This is a genomic window from Acinetobacter sp. LipI_23, assembly GCF_058243045.1.
This window is the reverse complement of sequence record NZ_JBZAYJ010000001.1, coordinates 2,594,603-2,612,229: the sequence shown is the minus strand read 5'-3', so window position 1 is coordinate 2,612,229 and position 17,627 is coordinate 2,594,603. Positions and strand designations below refer to the sequence as shown.

Annotated in this window: 17 protein-coding genes and 3 pseudogenes; 12 read left to right on the top strand and 8 right to left on the bottom strand. The window is 42.2% G+C overall.

Annotated elements, in window-relative coordinates:
* The first annotated feature begins 82 nt into the window (after positions 1–82).
* The 5 genes from lolA (at position 83) to AC4CVD_RS12875 (ending at position 5,062) form a co-directional block, all read left to right on the top strand.
* The gene (gene lolA, locus AC4CVD_RS12895; RefSeq protein WP_490753250.1) at positions 83–781 is read left to right on the top strand and encodes an outer membrane lipoprotein periplasmic chaperone LolA; all 699 of its coding nucleotides are present in this window, start codon (positions 83–85) and stop codon (positions 779–781) included.
* A gap of 131 nt (positions 782–912) precedes the next feature.
* The gene (locus AC4CVD_RS12890; protein ID WP_490753249.1) at positions 913–1,725 is read left to right on the top strand and encodes an RsiV family protein; all 813 of its coding nucleotides are present in this window, start codon (positions 913–915) and stop codon (positions 1,723–1,725) included.
* A gap of 100 nt (positions 1,726–1,825) precedes the next feature.
* Positions 1,826–3,097, top strand: a complete 1,272-nt coding sequence (gene serS, locus AC4CVD_RS12885; protein ID WP_004695457.1) for a serine--tRNA ligase — start codon at positions 1,826–1,828, stop codon at positions 3,095–3,097.
* Positions 3,098–3,173: 76 nt separating this feature from the next.
* Entirely contained in the window at positions 3,174–4,550 is a 1,377-nt protein-coding gene (cysG, locus tag AC4CVD_RS12880; protein WP_490753248.1) for a siroheme synthase CysG, read from the top strand.
* Positions 4,551–4,582: 32 nt separating this feature from the next.
* The gene (locus AC4CVD_RS12875) at positions 4,583–5,062 is read left to right on the top strand and encodes a tRNA (cytidine(34)-2'-O)-methyltransferase (RefSeq protein ID WP_428854106.1); all 480 of its coding nucleotides are present in this window, start codon (positions 4,583–4,585) and stop codon (positions 5,060–5,062) included.
* Between the two features lie 24 nt (positions 5,063–5,086).
* Here AC4CVD_RS12875 and AC4CVD_RS12870 read toward each other — a convergent pair whose 3' ends face one another.
* Positions 5,087–5,473 carry a winged helix-turn-helix transcriptional regulator gene (locus tag AC4CVD_RS12870; protein WP_436905599.1) on the bottom strand — a complete coding sequence of 129 codons (387 nt, stop codon included), beginning with the start codon at positions 5,471–5,473 and terminating at the stop codon, positions 5,087–5,089.
* Between the two features lie 115 nt (positions 5,474–5,588).
* Here AC4CVD_RS12870 and AC4CVD_RS12865 point away from each other — a divergent pair, with 115 nt between their 5' ends.
* Entirely contained in the window at positions 5,589–6,371 is a 783-nt protein-coding gene (locus tag AC4CVD_RS12865) for an SDR family NAD(P)-dependent oxidoreductase (protein ID WP_490753522.1), read from the top strand.
* 95 nt (positions 6,372–6,466) lie between these two features.
* Positions 6,467–7,020: pseudogene (locus tag AC4CVD_RS12860) on the top strand (flavodoxin family protein).
* A 65-nt stretch (positions 7,021–7,085) separates the two neighbouring features.
* Here AC4CVD_RS12860 and AC4CVD_RS12855 read toward each other — a convergent pair.
* The 6 genes from AC4CVD_RS12855 to rpoD all read right to left on the bottom strand — a co-directional run bounded on the left by AC4CVD_RS12855 (position 7,086) and on the right by rpoD (position 13,662).
* Entirely contained in the window at positions 7,086–8,480 is a 1,395-nt protein-coding gene (locus AC4CVD_RS12855; protein ID WP_005400375.1) for an APC family permease, read from the bottom strand.
* Between the two features lie 265 nt (positions 8,481–8,745).
* The gene (locus AC4CVD_RS12850; protein ID WP_490753247.1) at positions 8,746–9,930 is read right to left on the bottom strand and encodes an iron-containing alcohol dehydrogenase; all 1,185 of its coding nucleotides are present in this window, start codon (positions 9,928–9,930) and stop codon (positions 8,746–8,748) included.
* 1 nt (position 9,931) lies between these two features.
* On the bottom strand, positions 9,932–10,411 hold the full coding sequence (locus AC4CVD_RS12845) for a hypothetical protein (RefSeq protein ID WP_216076700.1): 480 nt from the start codon (positions 10,409–10,411) through the stop codon (positions 9,932–9,934).
* 132 nt (positions 10,412–10,543) lie between these two features.
* The gene (gene lipB / locus AC4CVD_RS12840; protein ID WP_010327322.1) at positions 10,544–11,203 is read right to left on the bottom strand and encodes a lipoyl(octanoyl) transferase LipB; all 660 of its coding nucleotides are present in this window, start codon (positions 11,201–11,203) and stop codon (positions 10,544–10,546) included.
* 162 nt (positions 11,204–11,365) lie between these two features.
* A complete protein-coding gene (locus AC4CVD_RS12835; protein WP_010327321.1) occupies positions 11,366–11,653 on the bottom strand; it encodes a YbeD family protein in 288 nt (95 codons plus the stop codon).
* 122 nt (positions 11,654–11,775) lie between these two features.
* A complete protein-coding gene (rpoD, locus tag AC4CVD_RS12830; protein WP_062033953.1) occupies positions 11,776–13,662 on the bottom strand; it encodes an RNA polymerase sigma factor RpoD in 1,887 nt (628 codons plus the stop codon).
* A 433-nt stretch (positions 13,663–14,095) separates the two neighbouring features.
* Here rpoD and AC4CVD_RS12825 point away from each other — a divergent pair, with 433 nt between their 5' ends.
* Positions 14,096–14,305 (top strand): PA3496 family putative envelope integrity protein, encoded by a 210-nt coding sequence (locus AC4CVD_RS12825; RefSeq protein WP_004982817.1) that lies wholly within the window; start codon positions 14,096–14,098, stop codon positions 14,303–14,305.
* A 70-nt stretch (positions 14,306–14,375) separates the two neighbouring features.
* On the top strand, positions 14,376–14,900 hold the full coding sequence (locus AC4CVD_RS12820; RefSeq protein ID WP_004695482.1) for a YecA/YgfB family protein: 525 nt from the start codon (positions 14,376–14,378) through the stop codon (positions 14,898–14,900).
* Between the two features lie 117 nt (positions 14,901–15,017).
* Here AC4CVD_RS12820 and AC4CVD_RS12815 read toward each other — a convergent pair whose 3' ends face one another.
* Positions 15,018–15,620: a LysE family translocator gene (locus tag AC4CVD_RS12815; RefSeq protein WP_490753246.1), complete on the bottom strand. Its 603-nt coding sequence runs from the start codon at positions 15,618–15,620 to the stop codon at positions 15,018–15,020.
* Positions 15,621–15,724: 104 nt separating this feature from the next.
* Between AC4CVD_RS12815 and AC4CVD_RS12810 the strand changes: the two are divergent.
* The 3 genes and pseudogenes from AC4CVD_RS12810 to AC4CVD_RS12800 form a co-directional block, all read left to right on the top strand.
* Positions 15,725–15,920, top strand: a pseudogene (locus AC4CVD_RS12810) (LysR family transcriptional regulator); the annotation flags it as partial.
* 61 nt (positions 15,921–15,981) lie between these two features.
* On the top strand, positions 15,982–16,932 hold the full coding sequence (locus AC4CVD_RS12805) for an IS481 family transposase (RefSeq protein ID WP_006582413.1): 951 nt from the start codon (positions 15,982–15,984) through the stop codon (positions 16,930–16,932).
* A pseudogene (locus tag AC4CVD_RS12800) lies at positions 16,929–17,627 on the top strand (LysR substrate-binding domain-containing protein); the annotation flags it as partial. The gene AC4CVD_RS12805 and the pseudogene AC4CVD_RS12800, both read left to right, overlap by 4 nt.

Sequence of the window (17,627 nt, the reverse complement as noted above, 5' to 3'; positions counted from 1 at the left end):
TTCTCAATTATTAGCCATAAAATTTGATTTAAGATAGCTCATCTAACGAATTGCGACTGCGCAAATTATAAAAGGTGAGATTATGAAAATGCTTCGTAAGACTTTATATGCAATGACAGTGGGGGTAGTAACACTTGGCCCTGTTATGAGCAGTACAGTATTTGCAGCTCCGGTTGCAGCATCGGAGCAACAAGCGACGACGAGTTTAGTGAAACAGTTGAGTGGTATCCAAAGTATCAGTTCTAACTTTGAACAAACCACCAAAGTCAAAAATTCATCTAAAGCGCCGAAGAAACAAGGTTTATCAGCCCAGCATATGAATCAGACCTTTAAAGGGGTGATGAAAGTTGAGCGTCCAGGGAAATTCTATTGGGAAACCACAAGCCCTGCGAAACAAACCATTGTAACTTCGGGTAAAACGGTATGGATTTATGATCCAGACTTACAGCAAGCGGTTCGTCAAACTTTAGATGAACAGGTGGCGAATACACCTGCACTATTATTGTCAGGGAATACGGAACAGATTCGTAAGTCATATCGTATTACGCAACCAAATCAGAGCAAAACTTACTATACCTTGTACCCAAAAAGCGATGATGGTGCATTTCAAAGCTTAACGATCAGTTTTGGTGCGAAAAATGCGCCGACGCTAATGATCTTAGAAGATTCTTTGGGACAAACAACCTATGTACGTTTTAATAACACTAAGGTAAATATCAATATTCCAGCTTCAACCTTTAATTTTACTCCACCTAAAGGCACAGACATTATTGACCAATAATATGAGTCTGTTGTTCAAAACCACCTTCGGGTGGTTTTTTATTGGATCACGTTCAGTTACATAACGTGGTGGGAAGTTATGGCTGTGCTTTGTATAGTCTGTGCTATTGAATACTTAACTGCGGGTAAATCATGATATTACTTCATAACAATAAAATTGGATCTGTCTTCGCAATGATGTTGTGCGCGGGATTGCTCAGCGCATGTCAGCCACGAAATGACAGTAATGCTGCAAAAAGTGAAGAGACAACTAAACCAGCTCAAGTCACACAGACTTTACCACTGATTGAGGCAAAAGTTCGACCATTACAATTGGCGCGTTCTATTGCATGTGATGAGGAAGGATGTACCCAATACAAGCTGTACAGCTTGGAAACCAATGTCCCATGGATCAGTCAATATTTTGATGAGCGGATGAAAAAAGCCAATCCTGTGGCATTTGAAAGCTCGAAGCAAGCAAAGCCACAGATCGATGAAAACATGCTCAGTGAAACTTTGTCTGATGTCCGTTATGTGGCGCAGCGTGGAAAATATGCTGATTTTGTCTTGATGTATTATCACTACCCAGCGCGTGCCGCGCATGGCATGTATCACAACGAATACATCACCTTAGATTTGGCAACGAAAAAACGGGTTGCGCTGAGTGATATCGTGGTAGACAAGACTGAATCGCAATTATTAGATGCATTATATAGTGCCAATAGCATGTGGCTGTCCGATCATAATATTTCACGCGAGCAATTGAAGCTGACAGATAATTATTATATGAGTGCCAAAGGTGTGGTGTTCGTCTATCCCTTATATGAATTAGCGTCTTATGCAGAAGGGATGTCTGAATTGGTTTTACCGTATCAACAAGCCAGCGGCTTAATTAAGGCGGAATATTTGCCGAGTTTTGTCGATTATGCAGCTGAACGAGAAAAAGCGAGCAAAGAAAAGCCATGAAAATTGCTGTAATAAGCCACAGCTAGTGATCGCGTGACTGTATTTTTCGGCCTGAAGCGCTTACACTATAGCCAGTTTTTTTCTTTGCAAAAGATTGGCTATGATCGACCCGAAATTACTCAGAAATAATATTGAGGCTGTAAATTTAGCCTTAGCAAAACGTGGTGTACAACTGAATGTTGAAGAATGGGCATCACTAGAAGCTCGCCGTAAAGAGATTCAATCCAAAACTGAATCTCTTCAGGCTGAACGTAATTCGGGTGCAAAACAAGTTGGCCAAATTAAAAAAGCTGGTGGTGATGCATCTGAAATTATGACGCGCATGTCAGCGATTGGTGATGAAATCAAAGCCGCAGAAGTCGCTTTGTCTGAATTACAAGCTGAACTTGAAGCAAAATCACTTAGCATTCCAAACTTGCCAGATGAGTCTGTTCCTGAAGGAAAAGACGAAAGTGATAACGTGGAAATCCTCACATGGGGTACGCCGCGTACGTTTGACTTCGAAATTAAAGACCATACTGACCTTGGTGAGTGGATGGGTGGTCTTGAGTTTGAAACAGCGACCAAATTGACAGGTTCTCGTTTCAGCGTGCTCAAAGGACCACTTGCTCGTTTACAACGTGCGATTACACAGTTCATGTTGAATACACATACTTTGGAAAATGGTTATACCGAAGCTTATGTGCCATATTTAGTCAATGCTGACTCACTCCGTGGTACAGGCCAATTGCCTAAATTTGAAGAAGATTTATTCAAATTACAAGGTGAAAAAGAGTATTACCTCATTCCAACTGCGGAAGTGCCTGTAACCAACTTCGTGCGTGATGAAATCATTGATGCAGACCGTTTACCACTGAAATATGCAGCACATACGCCATGTTTCCGTAGTGAAGCAGGTTCATATGGTCGTGATACGCGTGGGTTGATTCGTCAACACCAATTCGACAAAGTTGAAATGGTGCAAATTGTTAAACCAGAAGACTCAATGCAAGCGCTTGAAGAGCTTACAGGTCATGCTGAAGGGATCTTGAAAGCACTTGGTTTGCCGTACCGTAAGATCATTCTTTGTGGTGGTGATATGGGCTTCGGTGCAACTAAAACTTACGATCTTGAAGTTTGGGTACCAAGTCAAAATACATACCGCGAAATATCTTCATGTTCAAACATGGGTGACTTCCAAGCGCGTCGTATGAAAGCACGCTACCGTGCAGACCAAAAGAAAACTGAATTTGTACATACGCTGAATGGTTCAGGTTTGGCTGTGGGCCGTACTTTACTTGCGGTCATGGAAAACTACCAACGTGCTGATGGTTCGATTGAAATTCCGACCGTGCTTCGTCCATATATGGGCGGCGCTGAGTACATTGACTAATAAAGTCGATGTACTGCACAGTTTTGTGCACAATAATTGCTTTAAGACAGTCAGATAAAACTCATTGAGGTCGTGTGTGGATATTTTTCCAATCTCTTTAAAGTTGCAACAGCAACCTTGTCTGATTGTCGGTGGTGGGCATATTGCTTACCGTAAGGCAGTGTTGTTACATAAAGCAGGAGCGGTGATTCATGTCATTGCTCCTGATATTGATGCAAATTTATTGCAACTGGTTGAAGAAAGCCAAGGGCAATATATCCAAGCGCTATATCCTGCGCAGATTCAACTCAATGACTATCGTTTAGTGATTGCTGCAACAGATGATTATGCGGTGAATACTCAAGTCTTTGAGGACTGTGAAGCGCTGAAAATACTGGTCAACAGTGTTGATGATCCACCGCATTGCCGTTTCATGGTTCCTGCTATTGTTGATCGTTCGCCTTTGGTGATTTCAGTGGCCAGCAATGGTACATCCCCCGTCTTATCTCGCCAAATTCGAACCCAGCTTGAAACCAGTATTCCACATGGCATGGGTAAGCTGGCTGAGTTTTCAGGAAAATGGCGTGCAGCGGTGAAAGCGAAGATTTCTAATCCTGATGAGCGCCGTGTTTTTTGGGAAGACTTATATGCAAGTCCCCTGAAAGAACAGGTTTTTCATGACAATCTTGTAGAAGCAGATCGTTTAATCGAGCAAGCGCTGTTGGAGTGGAAAACACCGAAAGGTGAGGTATATTTGGTTGGTGCAGGTCCAGGTGATCCTGAGTTGCTGACCCTCAAAGCATTGCGTTTGATGCAACAAGCCGATGTGGTGATTTATGATCGTTTGGTTTCTCCTGCGATTATGGAACTCTGCCGTCGCGATGCAACAAAAATTTATGTGGGTAAAGCCCGCTCAAACCATGCTGTTCCACAAGAAGGCATCAATGCCTTACTGGTGGAATATGCCTCAAAAGGTCAACGTGTTTGCCGTTTAAAAGGTGGTGATCCTTTCATCTTTGGTCGTGGTGGTGAAGAAATTCAAGAACTTTTTGCCGCTGGTGTGCCATTTCAAGTGGTGCCAGGGATTACTGCCGCGTCGGGCTGTTCGGCTTATGCAGGTATTCCTTTGACACATCGCGATTATGCGCAAAGCGTACGTTTCCTTACGGGGCACTTAAAAGAAGGTTCGCCTGAGTTACCGTGGGATGAGTTGGTCTATCAGAATCAAACACTTGTGCTGTACATGGGCTTGGTCGGTTTAGAAAAAATTTGTGAAAAGTTAATTGAGCATGGGCAGCGCCCAGACATGCCCGTTGCTTTGATCTCGAAAGGTACCACGCCAGAACAAAAAGTGGTGGTCGGGACCTTAGCGGATATCGCATCAAAAGTTGAAGAAAATCATATTCAAGCGCCTACATTGACCATCATTGGTGATGTAGTAAGCTTGCGTGAACAATTACAGTGGCAAGATTAATTATTGTCATATTGAAAGAGTAGAGAAAAGCTGTGATCCATGTTGTTTTATACGAGCCCGAAATTCCTGCAAACACAGGCAATATCATTCGTTTATGTGCCAATACTGGAGCGCAGCTGCATTTGGTGAAGCCACTTGGCTTTGAACTGGATGATAAAAAACTCAAACGTGCAGGTTTGGACTACCATGAGTGGGCGCGCATGCAAATTTGGGAAACATTCGATGAGTGTTTAGCAAATTTAGCTGAAAAAGGTGTCGATATAAACGCGATTTATCCTCTAACCACCAAAGGAACGGAAACCCCGCATACTTCGGATTTGAATCGTCCCGTGGCTTTACTCATGGGACCTGAGACGCGTGGTCTGCCTGAACAGGTTCGTATGTTGTTTCCAAAAGAGCATTGGATTCGCTTGCCGATGGCTGAGAACTCGCGCAGTTTAAACTTATCCAATGCGACGGCTGTGATTGTGTATGAAGCATGGCGTCAGCAGGGTTTTAAGCCTTTAGATTAATCAAATTGTTGTGACAGAGCCCGCTTAAGTGGGCTCTGTTTTTTCTAGCTTTTGATCGAATCCAGCTCTGGATTTTAAAACTTTAAGCATATTGGCTTCGACCCAATCTTTCATTTGATAGGCATTTTGAGCAAAGTCTTTGCCAATCTCAGTTAACGCATATTCCACTCGAATCACATTGTCTTCATGAATGGTTCGCGTCAAAAAACCATCGCGCTCTAAGATCTTTAATTTTTGTGACAGCACTTTAGGTGAAATACCTAAAACATTTTTCTTAAGCTCATTAAAGTGCTGTGATTCTTGATCCAGCGTATACACAATCAATAAAATCCACTTGTCTGCAAATTTTTCAAAAAAAAGACGAGCAGGACAATCTGGATGAAAAATATTAAATTTCATTGGCTTATTCATTTCTAACCATGCTTCTTTTACATTCTATCTTCATTTGAAACAATCAATCAGACCAGTTACCAGGTAGTAACTAATTGATACTAGGTTTCATAAGTGTATCATGAATACAGACTTAATGCAGCGCTGTCATCAGACTACGCTTTCGCAAGATATTGGCAATTGGATGGATCACATGATGAAAGTTTCAGAGGCTGTTGTTTTTATTACGGGTGCAAATCGTGGTTTAGGACTTGCCATCGCTCGAGAGGCACGTCGTCAGGGTGCTAGAAAGATCTATGTGGGTATGCGTCAGATCGGTAACTTTCAGGAAGAAGGGCTTACCCCGATTCAACTCGATGTAAATGATGAAGCATCTATTCAGCAGGCAGCAGAACAGTGCGCAGATACCACGATTCTTGTGAATAATGCGGGCATTGCGCTTTTGAATGAGCATCCTGTCGATGCCAGTATTATCACGACTACGCAAAAGATTTTGGAAACCAATTTGTTGGGCTTGATGCGAGTGACGCAAATTTTTGCTCCGATCTTGCAAAAGAACCAACAGGCTTATGTGGTCAACATTCTATCGGATGTGTCATGGGAGCCAAGCACTGTTTTGACCAGTTATGCCATTTCCAAGGCAGCAGCATGGTCCTATACCAACTCAAGTCGTCAGTGGTTGTCTCAATTTAATATTCAGGTCATGGGAGTGCATGTGGGTTTTATTGACACCGATCTGACTCGTTCATTACCCATTCCGAAGATTGCGCCAGAAACAGTAGCTCAAGAAATCTTTCAAGGCATCGAGCAAAATGCGTATGAAGTTTTGGTCGGTGAAAAGACCCAGCAGTTGAAGCAGGGCCTAAGCGATGAAGTTGCAAGTTATTTGAAACTTAAGCCCGATCAGGCAAGTGTTTAAGATATTTCATACTGTTTATTTTTAATGGTTTACGTGGCACAGCATCATGATTGACGCAGCGATGCCAATCAACTAATTCAAAAGAGGAAACTAAAATGTCGAATATTTCAGTGGTTTTTTATTCAGGTTATGGTCATACCAAAGTGATTGCACAAACTTTTGCGCAAGAAATTGGTGCAAATCTGGTGGAGATTGACCAAATGGAGACATTCCAGAGCAAGATTGGCTGACACTGGATCAATCTGATGCAATTGTATTTGGTGCACCAACTTATATGGGTACTGCGCCGTGGCAATTTAAAAAGTTTGCCGATGCATCTTCAAAAAAATGGTTTACTCGCGCATGGCAAGATAAAATTTTCGGTGGCTTTACCAATAGCGCAAGCTTAAATGGTGATAAGCAAGTGACCTTAATTCAACTACAAACACTTGCATCGCAGCATGGCGGTATTTGGGTAAGCTTGGGTTTATTGCCTGCCAATAGTAAAGCGGCAACCCGTCAAGATGTAAATAATTTGGGTGGTTCTGTAGGCTTGTTGGTGCAATCACCAGCGGATGCAAGTACGGATGAAATCCCAGCAGGGGATCTCGAAACCACAAAAGCCTATGCACAACGTATTGCTAAAATGACTAAACAATTTAAGGGCTAGTTTTTTAGCTCTAGTTTAAAAAAGAAAAAGACGCACTTGGCGTCTTTTTCTTTTTGAATGAAAGATTAGAGCGGATCGTCAAATTCATTATGTTGTGGTGCAGGTTGCTTAAAGCCTTTGGTTTTATAACCTAAGTATAAAATACCAAACATTGCCCACCATAAACCGAATTTCAACGCGGTTTCTTCAATCTCTAGCCACATGGCAAAGATACTGAGGAATCCACACATTGGAATCACCACAAAGCTAAAGATATCTTTAATATTCTTTGTGCGGCCATCACGCAGTGCATATCTTGAAATCACCGATAAGTTTACAAAGGTAAATGCAGTTAACGCACCGAAGCTGATCATCGAAATAACGATGTCTAAGTCCATGAAGCCAGCGGTTAATGCTACAGCACCTACAATGAGAATGTTATAAGACGGTGTAAAGCTTTTCGGACTAATGTGACCAAAAATCTTCTTGTTAATCACGCCATCGCGGCCCATTACATACATTAAGCGTGAAACGCCTGCATGTGCCGAAATACCCGATGCCATAACAGTTACAATTGCGAAGTACAACACCACCGTTTTAAACGCAACGCCACCGACGGCTTGTAAAATGTCAGGCTGTGTTGCAGCAACATCTTCAAAGTAAGTCTTTGGATCGTTCGGGAAGTAAATCTGCATGAAGTAGGTGCTGATAATAAAGATCACACCGGCCAAAAGTGCCGTTAAGAAAATCGCTTTAGGTAGTGTTTTCTCGGTATCTTTTGTTTCTTCTGCAAGCGAGCTGAGCGAGTCAAAACCTGTGAATGAGAAGCACAGCAAAGTCGCACCTGTAATCAGGGCACCCAGTGAAGTAAGCTCATTCCAGAATGGCTCTAAACTCCATAACTGATATTTCGCATTGACCAAAGTACCATCTGCGTTGACGCCACCAGCAAGCAAGCTGTAAACCATCCACGTGAAGTAAGCAATCACACCCAACTGCACAAAAACGATCAAACCATTAAAGTTTGCAACGAAGCGTGCACCACGTAAGTTGACCGCGGTCATAAATGCAGTTAAACCAACCACCCAGACCCAATGGTTTACATCCGGGAATAAGGCCTCAAGGTAAATCACGGCAAGAATGATGTTGACCATTGGAGACAATAAATAGTCTAACCATGATGACCAACCGACCATAAATCCGACATTCGGATGGATGGACTTTTGCGCATAGGTATAGGCTGAACCCGAGGAAGGGTAGCGACGAATCATGTGACCATAACTGATCGACGTGAATAAAATTGCAATTAAAGCAATGATATATGACGTTGGCACATGATAATGACTTTCTTCTGATACTAAACCGAAAGTATCAAATAATGTCATTGGTTGAATATAAGCTAAACCAATAATAATGATGTGCCAGAGACCTAGCGTTTTTTGCAGTTTAGCTGCCGATTGAGTCCCAGAAATATTAGTCAACGGCGTTATCCTCTTAATCGTTGATCAAGGATCAGTCATGTTTAATAAGGATCGTTTGAGACGAACGATCCCCCCTGTGTTTAATTTCAAAAGTGCGCCAATCTACATTAATTTGGCCGCTTTTGTCAGTAACTTTTTCAGATTTTTTAGCAGTTTTTATGCCAATAGGTATAAGGAAAGTATTATTCCTTATGGCAAATAAAAGCCCGATGTTTAAAAAAGCATCAGGCTAAGATTGTCGCTATATTGGCTGATTTTTTATGAATTACCAAGCTTTTTCTAAAATTGCTTTTAAATCTTTTAAGCTGGCTTCTTTCGGATTATAAATGATCGAACCATCGTTGAGGGCCTTTTCTGCGACCTCATCCAGTTGTTCTAAGGTTACTTTTCCTGTTTCACTCAAGGTACGGGGTAACTTGGTTAGGGTAAATAAGCGATCACGCATGGTGAGTAATGTGCTGATGGCTTTGTCTGCACGTAAGTGGGCAGGAGTCTGCGCATAAATGTCTGGCCCTGCAAGCGGTAACAGGAGCTCTGCAATCTTGTCACCATTCACTTCCTTGTTAAATTCAAGCACATAAGGGAGGAACAGGTTCATGCATAGTCCATGCGGCAAGTGTGCCACTGCACCTAAGGCATGTCCAAGTGAGTGTACAAGGCCCACCATCGAGTTTGAAAATGCAATGCCAGCCATGGTCGAAGCTTGAGCCAATTCTAAGCGGCCGTTGGCATCGCTTGGATTATCCAGCACATTAAACAAGTGATTGCTGACTTTCTTAATTGCAGCTGTAGCATAGGCATCTGAAATCGGATTGTGTGCCATGCATGTATAGGCTTCGACGGCATGGGTCATGGCATCCATTGCGGTCATCGCGGTTAAGTGCGGTGGCAGGGTTTGGGTCATGCGTGGATCGAGAATCGCAGCATGCGGCATTAAATAGTACGATGCGAAAGGCAGTTTGACATTTTTCTCTGGATCAGACACCACCGCAACCATGGTGACTTCAGACCCTGTACCTGATGTGGTTGGGATCACAAAAAAGGGTTTGAGTGGTTTAGGTAGGTTGTGTGCCCCAGAGTATTTGAGTAAGTCATCACCACCTTCAGATACCAAAATATTAGTGGCTTTCGAGGTATCAATCACCGATCCGCCACCGACAGCAATAATCGCATCGCACTGGTGTTCACGATATAAATTGGCCGCTTTACGTACTGTCTCTAAGCTTGAATCGGGTGGAACATCATCAAAAATTGCACCAATCACCGCATCGGTAGACTCAAAAGCCGCTTCAATGGGTGTAAGTAAATTGTTGGCACGAACACCTTTGTCGGTAATGATTAAAGGTCGGGTTGCGCCTAATGTTGCCAGTTCAAACGGAATGTGTTCTAAAGCAGCATGACCAGCGATCACTTTTACAGGACAGAAAAATTCGTAATAAGGCTTCGCCATGTTATGCACTCCGTTTTAAATATGATTGGGCTACTTTGAGATAAATATTTGCAGCACCAGTGAGTTTTTCTTTTAAGCCCAATTCAGTTGGGTATTCTTTGACGGCAAGTTCAGCGACCATTTTCGGTAAAATCAAAGATTCCATTTTATTCAGACAGCGGACGAGGCGAATCGCATAAGAAATATCTCCATCTGCAATCATACGGTCGTGTGCAAAAGCTTGCGCTGTACTTTCTTGAAATGAAAACACCAAAAAGGCATGGCTTAAATGTTTAAAAGTGATGGTTAAATCTGCCTTTAAACTTCCTGGAGTAAGTAATTCGAGTTGATGGTTTTCGGTCACTTTGGCTAAAAAAGCCGGGCCGTTTGGAAAAACATTCATCGATAAGGTGAAATTGGCTGGAAATTTTGCAACTTCTTGCTGAATTTCACTATCGACTTGGCTGGCCATGACCAATCCTCGGCCAATCACATCCATCATAAGTTTGACATAGGTCAATTGCAGAGCGGGTTTCACTGAATTTACGTTAATCACTCGCTGTTGTCCTTTCTAAAAATAATTATTAGTTTAGAGTAAATACTCTAATTTATTTTTCCATGAAAAGCAAAGCCTTTATATATGCTGTACTTGAACTTCTTTAAAGTAACCGCTGTGCTGTAAAGTTTCAATAATGTCGGCACATAAGTTTTCAAAGTGCGGGTAGTCTGGTTTGAGGTCTGAGATACGCACCATTTCTAAGCCCGCATAGCCGCATGGATTAATGGTGTGAAACCCAAATAAGTCACAATCAATATTTAAGGACAAACCGTGATAACTGCGGCCTTTACGAATTTTAAAACCCAATGAGCCAATCTTGCGTCCATCGACATACACGCCGGGTGCATCAGGTTTGGCATAGGCTTCAATCTCATATTTTTTGAGTAACTCAATCATTAGGTTTTCAGCATAAGACACCAAGGTGCGGACGTTCCAACCAAGTCGGTTGAGGTCAAACATAAAATAGGCAACCAACTGACCAGGACCATGCCAAGTGACTTGCCCCCCGCGATCCGTTTGTACCACGGGAATGTTGCTGCTCATGAGGATGTGTTCAGGTTTTCCAGCTTGACCTTGGGTGAGCACGTCATGATGTTGCAAAATCCAAAGTTCATCTGGTGTGTCTGCATCTCGTTGTTCAGTCAGTGCTTTCATTTCTACAAAGCGGTCAGCATATGAAGTTAAATTATCAAACTGGCGAATAATGAGTTGTGGTTTGAGAACGGCATCTGACACGGCACTTGCGTCCTTATAAAACAAAAAGTATGTCTGAAATTATAAAGAAAAGATCTAGAGCGTAGGGGGATTTCTTCAGTGAATAAGCTGAATTCAATAGATCAAAAATTTAGGCACAAAAAAACACGCTCGTAAGCGTGTCTCATTGATACATCATTTGAATTACAGCGCCGTTTTAATTAACGGACAAGCCGCAAGGTCTGCATACAGTTGATGAACTTGTTCTAATTCTTCAAAACGCAATTGAGCAGTTAAAGAATGGTATTTACCTGTGCGTGATGGCTGGACTTGGATCGATTCACCATCAAACTCAGGGAAATGTTTGACTAAAATTTCAACCACTGCAACATGTAACTCAGTGCTGGCAAAGCCAATGAGTTTGATCGGGTAGTCCATAGGGAATACCCAAAGATGTTCTTGTAATTCACGTGATGGTGTACGGTCTAACATAGTCATGAGCGTCAGTCCCCCTTATTTCAAACGCCTGCGAAACTGCAGGCGTTAGGTGTTGCTCTTAAATACTTAATGGAGACTCGAGATTAAATTTCAAGTCTCCAATGTATCGGTATCAATTAGTCGTTTTCTAGGAATGAACGTAAGTGTTCAGAACGAGAAGGGTGACGTAATTTACGTAGTGCTTTCGCTTCAATCTGACGAATACGTTCGCGCGTCACGTCAAACTGTTTACCTACTTCTTCCAAAGTATGGTCCGTTGGCATGTCGATACCAAAACGCATTTTCAAGACTTTCGCTTCACGTTCAGTCAAGTTTTCAAGCACTTCACGAGTTGCTTCTTTTAAGCCTTCAGACGTTGCAGCATCGACAGGTGAAGTGATGTTGCTGTCTTCAATGAAGTCACCCAAATGCGAATCTTCATCATCGCCAATCGGTGTTTCCATCGAAATTGGTTCTTTAGCGATTTTCAGCACTTTACGCACTTTGACTTCGTCCATTTCCAAACGTTCACCGAGTTCTTCAGGTGTTGGTTCACGGCCCATTTCTTGCAGAAGTTGGCGTGATACACGGTTGATCTTGTTAATGGTTTCGATCATGTGTACTGGAATACGAATGGTACGTGCTTGGTCGGCAATCGAACGAGTAATGGCCTGACGAATCCACCACGTTGCATAAGTCGAGAACTTATAACCACGACGGTATTCAAACTTGTCTACCGCTTTCATCAAACCAATGTTACCTTCTTGGATCAAGTCCAAGAATTGTAAGCCACGGTTGGTGTATTTTTTCGCAATCGAAATGACCAAACGTAAGTTCGCTTCAACCATTTCTTTTTTCGCGCGGCGTGCTTTCGCTTCGCCTACAGCCATACGTTTTGAAATCTCTTTGATGCCTTTAACATCAAGGCCCAAATCTTTTTCGATGTCTGCAATTTTTTGTTGGAACGCTAAAACGTCAGGGCGTACTTTTTCAAGATAGCCTTTTTGGTCTGGTGAAGCTTTCGCAATTTGTTCATCTAACCAAGCAAAGTTTGACTCTTGACCTGGGAAAGAGGTACGGAATTGAGTACGATCCATACGACCACGACGTACTGCATAGCGCATTACTTCACGTTCAGAGGTACGGATTTGTTCATGTGTACCACGAATCATTTCTGAAATGATGTCAAATAAACGTGGTGTAAATTTGAACATCATAAACACAGTTGCAAGTGACTCTAAAGCATCTTCTGCTTCTTTGCTTGAACGACCATGTTTTTCGATGATAGTTCGGGTGTTTTTCCAAGCAGCAGTCAGTTCGTCAAAACGCGCTTTGGCAATTTCAGGATCTGGGCCAGATTCACCTTCAGAATCATCATCACTTTCAGACTCTTCTTCTTCCTCGTCATCATCCAATTTCACGTCTTTGGTTGATTTGGTTGAAGAATCATCTTCTTCATCAATTTCAGACTCTTCTTCAAGGACTTCTGGAATCGCTTCATCAGTTTCAGGGTCTAAATAACCTGAAAGGATGTCTGCAAGACGACGTTCGCCCGCTTCATAATCTTTGTATTCTTGTAATACCACTTCAACCGCATTTGGCCAGTAAGCAATCGAGTGAAGAACGTCACGAATCCCTTCTTCAATACGTTTTGCAATACTGATTTCGCCTTCGCGCGTCAACAGTTCAACAGTACCCATTTCACGCATATACATGCGGACAGGGTCAGTGGTACGACCAGGCTCATTTTCTACAGAGGCAAGAACAGCAGCGGCTTCTTCTTCAGCAACTTCATCGGCAGCTTCATTACCACCTTCAAACATTGCATCATCAGATTCAGGCGCACGTTCGTGCACAGGAATACCGACGTCTTGAAGCATTTGAATAATGTCTTCAATCTGTTCGCTTTCAGTGATCGAGTCTGGGAGATGATCGTTAACCTCAGCGTAAGTTAGGTAACCTTGCTCTTTGCCTCGGCTAATCAGAGCCGCTACTTGTGAAGTAGGGGAAGTCATATCGCTCATCTTTGCTTACTCTTCGTTGAATCTGTGGCAGTGGAAAATTGTGCATCTGGGCACAATTCGCTTCATAAACTTATTTGTAAATAACTGCGTATTCCATCAGGGATAGTCAGCCAAAAGCTGCCTGATAAAATATTAAAAATATAAATTCAGTGATTTAGATGGGGGTGAATTTGTTGTTTTCAAGTTCATCCCTAGCGTACTCAAGTTCAAAACCCAAATTTGAAATCTGAACAATTTGGATTTTATTTGACCATTTAGAGTCGTAAACTACAAAGACGCAGGGTGGATTATATCATGCCATAAAAATTGGTTAGAAATAAAGACTAAAAATCAAATTAATTGCTCTAAATGCAAATAAAACTTGACAAGGTTCTGTAACCCATATAAATAGCGGCTAAGACCCTTCACATTTTTTCACTATGAGGTAGTTTTAGTGTCTTCTACAGATTTTGAACTAGATGATAACTACGCTGATGATGATGTTAATTTTGATGAGTCATCAAGTAAAATTAGTGCGAAAGAATCATTAGAAAAACGTCGCCTGATTGATGACCTTCTTGCACAGCGCCGTTTGGAACGTGAGCTTAAAGATTTTGATTACGACATCGACGATGACGACGATTTTGACGACGAAGAAGACTAAAATCAGATGTAGCATCGTGTCTGAAAATGCTATGCTAATGCCCTAATCAGTTTCTGAATTTGGATTTGAAATGAGTGCTTTAGATTTAGACTTATTGAGTGAATATCTAGATGGTGACCAAAATGAGTATGGTCTAGATTTTGCAGCGACTCATGGTTTCTTGTGTGCAATTGCAGTTGGTCCTACTTTTGCAAAATGGTTGGATGAACTTTTTGATAATAATCAAAAGAAAGTGCCTGCCGAGATCATCGCGCAAGTGAAAGCTTGGCTTGAGTCTATTCGTCAAAACCTTGCCAATGAAGAAGGGATTGAATTTCCTTTTGAAATTGAAGAGGCAGATGTTGAGTCAAGTCTAGGGGATTGGAGCGTTGGTTTTGTCGATGCAATGTTCCTCAATGAAGATGCATGGTTCACGCCTGAGTTTGAAGAGCAACTGGTCGATCTTACTTTACCAATTATGGTATTTAGTGGGATTGATGAAGAAGATCCGCAAATGGAAACTTTCCGCCGTAACGGTCAGTTAATGGATGAGCTTGCAGAAGAAATTCCAGAGAACTTAAACGAACTTTATCTCATGTATCATACGCCAGCATAATTGTTCTTGTGTCGTGACATCAGCGACGCAGGCATTAGTAAGCAAATAAAAAAACGTCCCTAGAGGACGTTTTTTTATGCCCAAATTTTAGTGTTTAAACGCAGGTACCACTCATGCTTAATTTGTGAGAAATAAGCAAAGTCCTAAAGTTGCGAGTACGGTACCGATGACACGGTTAATACTCACTTGTTTGCGTAAAATTTTATTTCGGATCACTGGGGTAGAGCAGAATAGTGAAATGAGCAAAAACCACAGCAGATGACTGACCGAGATAAACACGCCATAACCAATTAAATGCATTAGACCATGATTGCCTCGCAGTAACTGTGCAAAGATGCTCATCACAAATAGTGTAGTTTTGGGATTCAAACTGTTGCCAAGAAAACCTTGTATAAATGCTTGATGTGGATCCAGTAAAGTATGAGTGGCATGGTCACTAATTTGCTGATGGGTAAATGTTTTGTACCCGATATACATCAGATACAGTGCGCCAATATATTGAATGATATGCAATAGGTTTGGAATGTAGTGCTTTAAGAAGCTGAGCCCCAGTACGCTATAGCTAATGTGGATCCATACAGCACAAGCAATACCATATGCGGTATAGATCCCTTGTTTACGCCCATATAGATAACTATTTCGGCTGACCAAAGCGAAGTCAGCACCAGGACTGATGACTGCAAGTAGGGTGATAACTGCAATCGCTATCATTTCATTCACTCATTGATCCTTGTTCAGGTTGAATTAAAAGGATTTATATATTTTTCATATATTTGCTATAGTGAAAATCGATTTTAATTCTTTCCTATCGATGAGTTTTTGGAATGATTGAGCGCTTATCACTGAATTCTCTTAAGTTTTTTTATTATGTCGCCCGTTATGACAGTGTCACCATCGCTGCTGAAAAACTCTTTGTCACTCAAGGGGCGGTCAGTAAGCAGTTAAAAAATTTTAGAAGAGGCATTGGGGCGTCGTTTATTTATTCGTGACGGCAAAAAGTTACAGCTGACGGGTGATGGCCTAGGTGTTTAGTCCCAGATTTTAATGGTGCAATATTCTCAGATAAATGGAAGGAAGCACTATGGGACAAGTTCTACACAGCAGCGCCACAACGACACAGGCAGTGCGTCGAGCAATACAAAATAGTCAAGAGAGCTTAAGAACGCTAGCCAAGCGTTACGGCATCAATCAAAAGACCGTCGCAAAATGGAAGAAACGTACTTCAGTAGATGATCTTACAACCGGCCCAAAGAATCCTCGCTCAAGCGTGTTATCGCCTGAAGATGAGGCGGCAATTGTTGCTTTTCGAAAACGCACTTTGTTGCCGCTAGACGATTGCCTTTATGCATTGCAGCCGAGTATTCCTTATCTGACACGCTCGTCGTTACACCGCTGCTTACAGCGGCATGGTATTTCACGACTGCCTGAGGTACAAGGTGATCGCCCTGTCAGGAAGCGCTTCAAGAGCTACCCCATTGGTTACTTTCATATCGACATCGCTGAGATGCAAACAGCACAGGGTAAGCTTTATCTCTTCGTTGCCATTGATCGCACTTCCAAGTTTGCGTTCACTGAATTGCATACTAAAGCCAGTAAGATGGCAGCCGCGGAGTTCATGCGCAATCTGGTTAAGGCTGTGCCCTATAGAATCCATACGGTGCTAACAGATAACGGCATCCAGTTCACGAACCGCACCTGTGATCGCTACGCCTCTGAGCACATCTTTGATCGGGTTTGTACTGAATGTGGCATTGAACATCGTCTTACCAAGGTTAAGCATCCATGGACCAATGGACAGGTCGAGAGGATGAACCGAACGATTAAAGAAGCTACTGTCAAACGGTTCCATTACGACGATCACACTCAGCTATGCATTCACCTTGCTGATTTTATTGCTGCATACAACTTCGGCCGCAGACTCAAAACACTCAGGGGCCTGACTCCCTACGAATTCATCTGCAAACAGTGGACAGATGAACCTGAACTTTTTAAAATTGATCCGATCCATCAAATGCCGGGACTAAACACCTAACACTGTTTGATTGTTGTGAGCAGGTCTTTCCTTAGATTGACCAATGTCTTGTACAGATGGCAAAAGAAAAGAAGAATGAGAAGAAGGCCTTAATCTTATCCTGTGAACCGACCATCGCCATGAAATGGCTGATTCCGCGCTTGGTTCAATTTAAGCTACGTTACCCTGAGATTGATATCAGTTTGTTAACAGCTGGTGGAGAAGCGGATTTTAAAGTGCAAAACATTGACTTGGCCTTAAGGCGTAATGATTTTGAGTGGGGCAAGGCCATTTATAGTGAAAAAATGGCGGATGAGCATATGGTTGGTGTATCGCGTCACAAGCATTTAGCCCTGACCTCACAGCTGTTTATTTCCAGTCCGCGACCTAAACTTTGGACACAATTTAAAGATGCATATAAAGCGCAGTTTACGCATTTTCAAAAAGTAGCATTGGAACATTTTTATTTGTGTATAGAGGCATGTTTAGCAGGGTTAGGGGCAACAGTGGTTTCAGCCTATATGGTTGAAAAAGAGCTCGATTTTCAAATGTTAGATATGCTTAGCCCGATTGTGCAAGATGGCTCTGCTTATTATTTACTTTCCGCATCTCCTTTTGAGGATGATCCGCATAAAGTCATTTTTAAAGATTGGTTGATTGAAGAAATGAGAGCCAGCCAAACAAAGTTAATGGCACTTTCCGCTCAAAAGCACTAA

Excerpts from the sequence above, each read along its gene's own strand:
- AC4CVD_RS12820 (WP_004695482.1), top strand. The coding sequence starts at position 14,376 with ATGAGTGCTTTAGATTTAGACTTATTGAGTGAATATCTAGATGGTGAC.
- AC4CVD_RS12865 (WP_490753522.1), top strand. The coding sequence starts at position 5,589 with ATGCAGCGCTGTCATCAGACTACGCTTTCGCAAGATATTGGCAATTGG.
- AC4CVD_RS12835 (WP_010327321.1), bottom strand. The coding sequence starts at position 11,653 with ATGTTAGACCGTACACCATCACGTGAATTACAAGAACATCTTTGGGTA.
- AC4CVD_RS12850 (WP_490753247.1), bottom strand. The coding sequence starts at position 9,930 with ATGGCGAAGCCTTATTACGAATTTTTCTGTCCTGTAAAAGTGATCGCT.
- AC4CVD_RS12890 (WP_490753249.1), top strand. The coding sequence starts at position 913 with ATGATATTACTTCATAACAATAAAATTGGATCTGTCTTCGCAATGATG.
- lolA (WP_490753250.1), top strand. The coding sequence starts at position 83 with ATGAAAATGCTTCGTAAGACTTTATATGCAATGACAGTGGGGGTAGTA.
- serS (WP_004695457.1), top strand. The coding sequence starts at position 1,826 with ATGATCGACCCGAAATTACTCAGAAATAATATTGAGGCTGTAAATTTA.
- rpoD (WP_062033953.1), bottom strand. The coding sequence starts at position 13,662 with ATGAGCGATATGACTTCCCCTACTTCACAAGTAGCGGCTCTGATTAGC.
- AC4CVD_RS12870 (WP_436905599.1), bottom strand. The coding sequence starts at position 5,473 with ATGAATAAGCCAATGAAATTTAATATTTTTCATCCAGATTGTCCTGCT.
- AC4CVD_RS12805 (WP_006582413.1), top strand. The coding sequence starts at position 15,982 with ATGGGACAAGTTCTACACAGCAGCGCCACAACGACACAGGCAGTGCGT.
- AC4CVD_RS12845 (WP_216076700.1), bottom strand. The coding sequence starts at position 10,411 with ATGATGGATGTGATTGGCCGAGGATTGGTCATGGCCAGCCAAGTCGAT.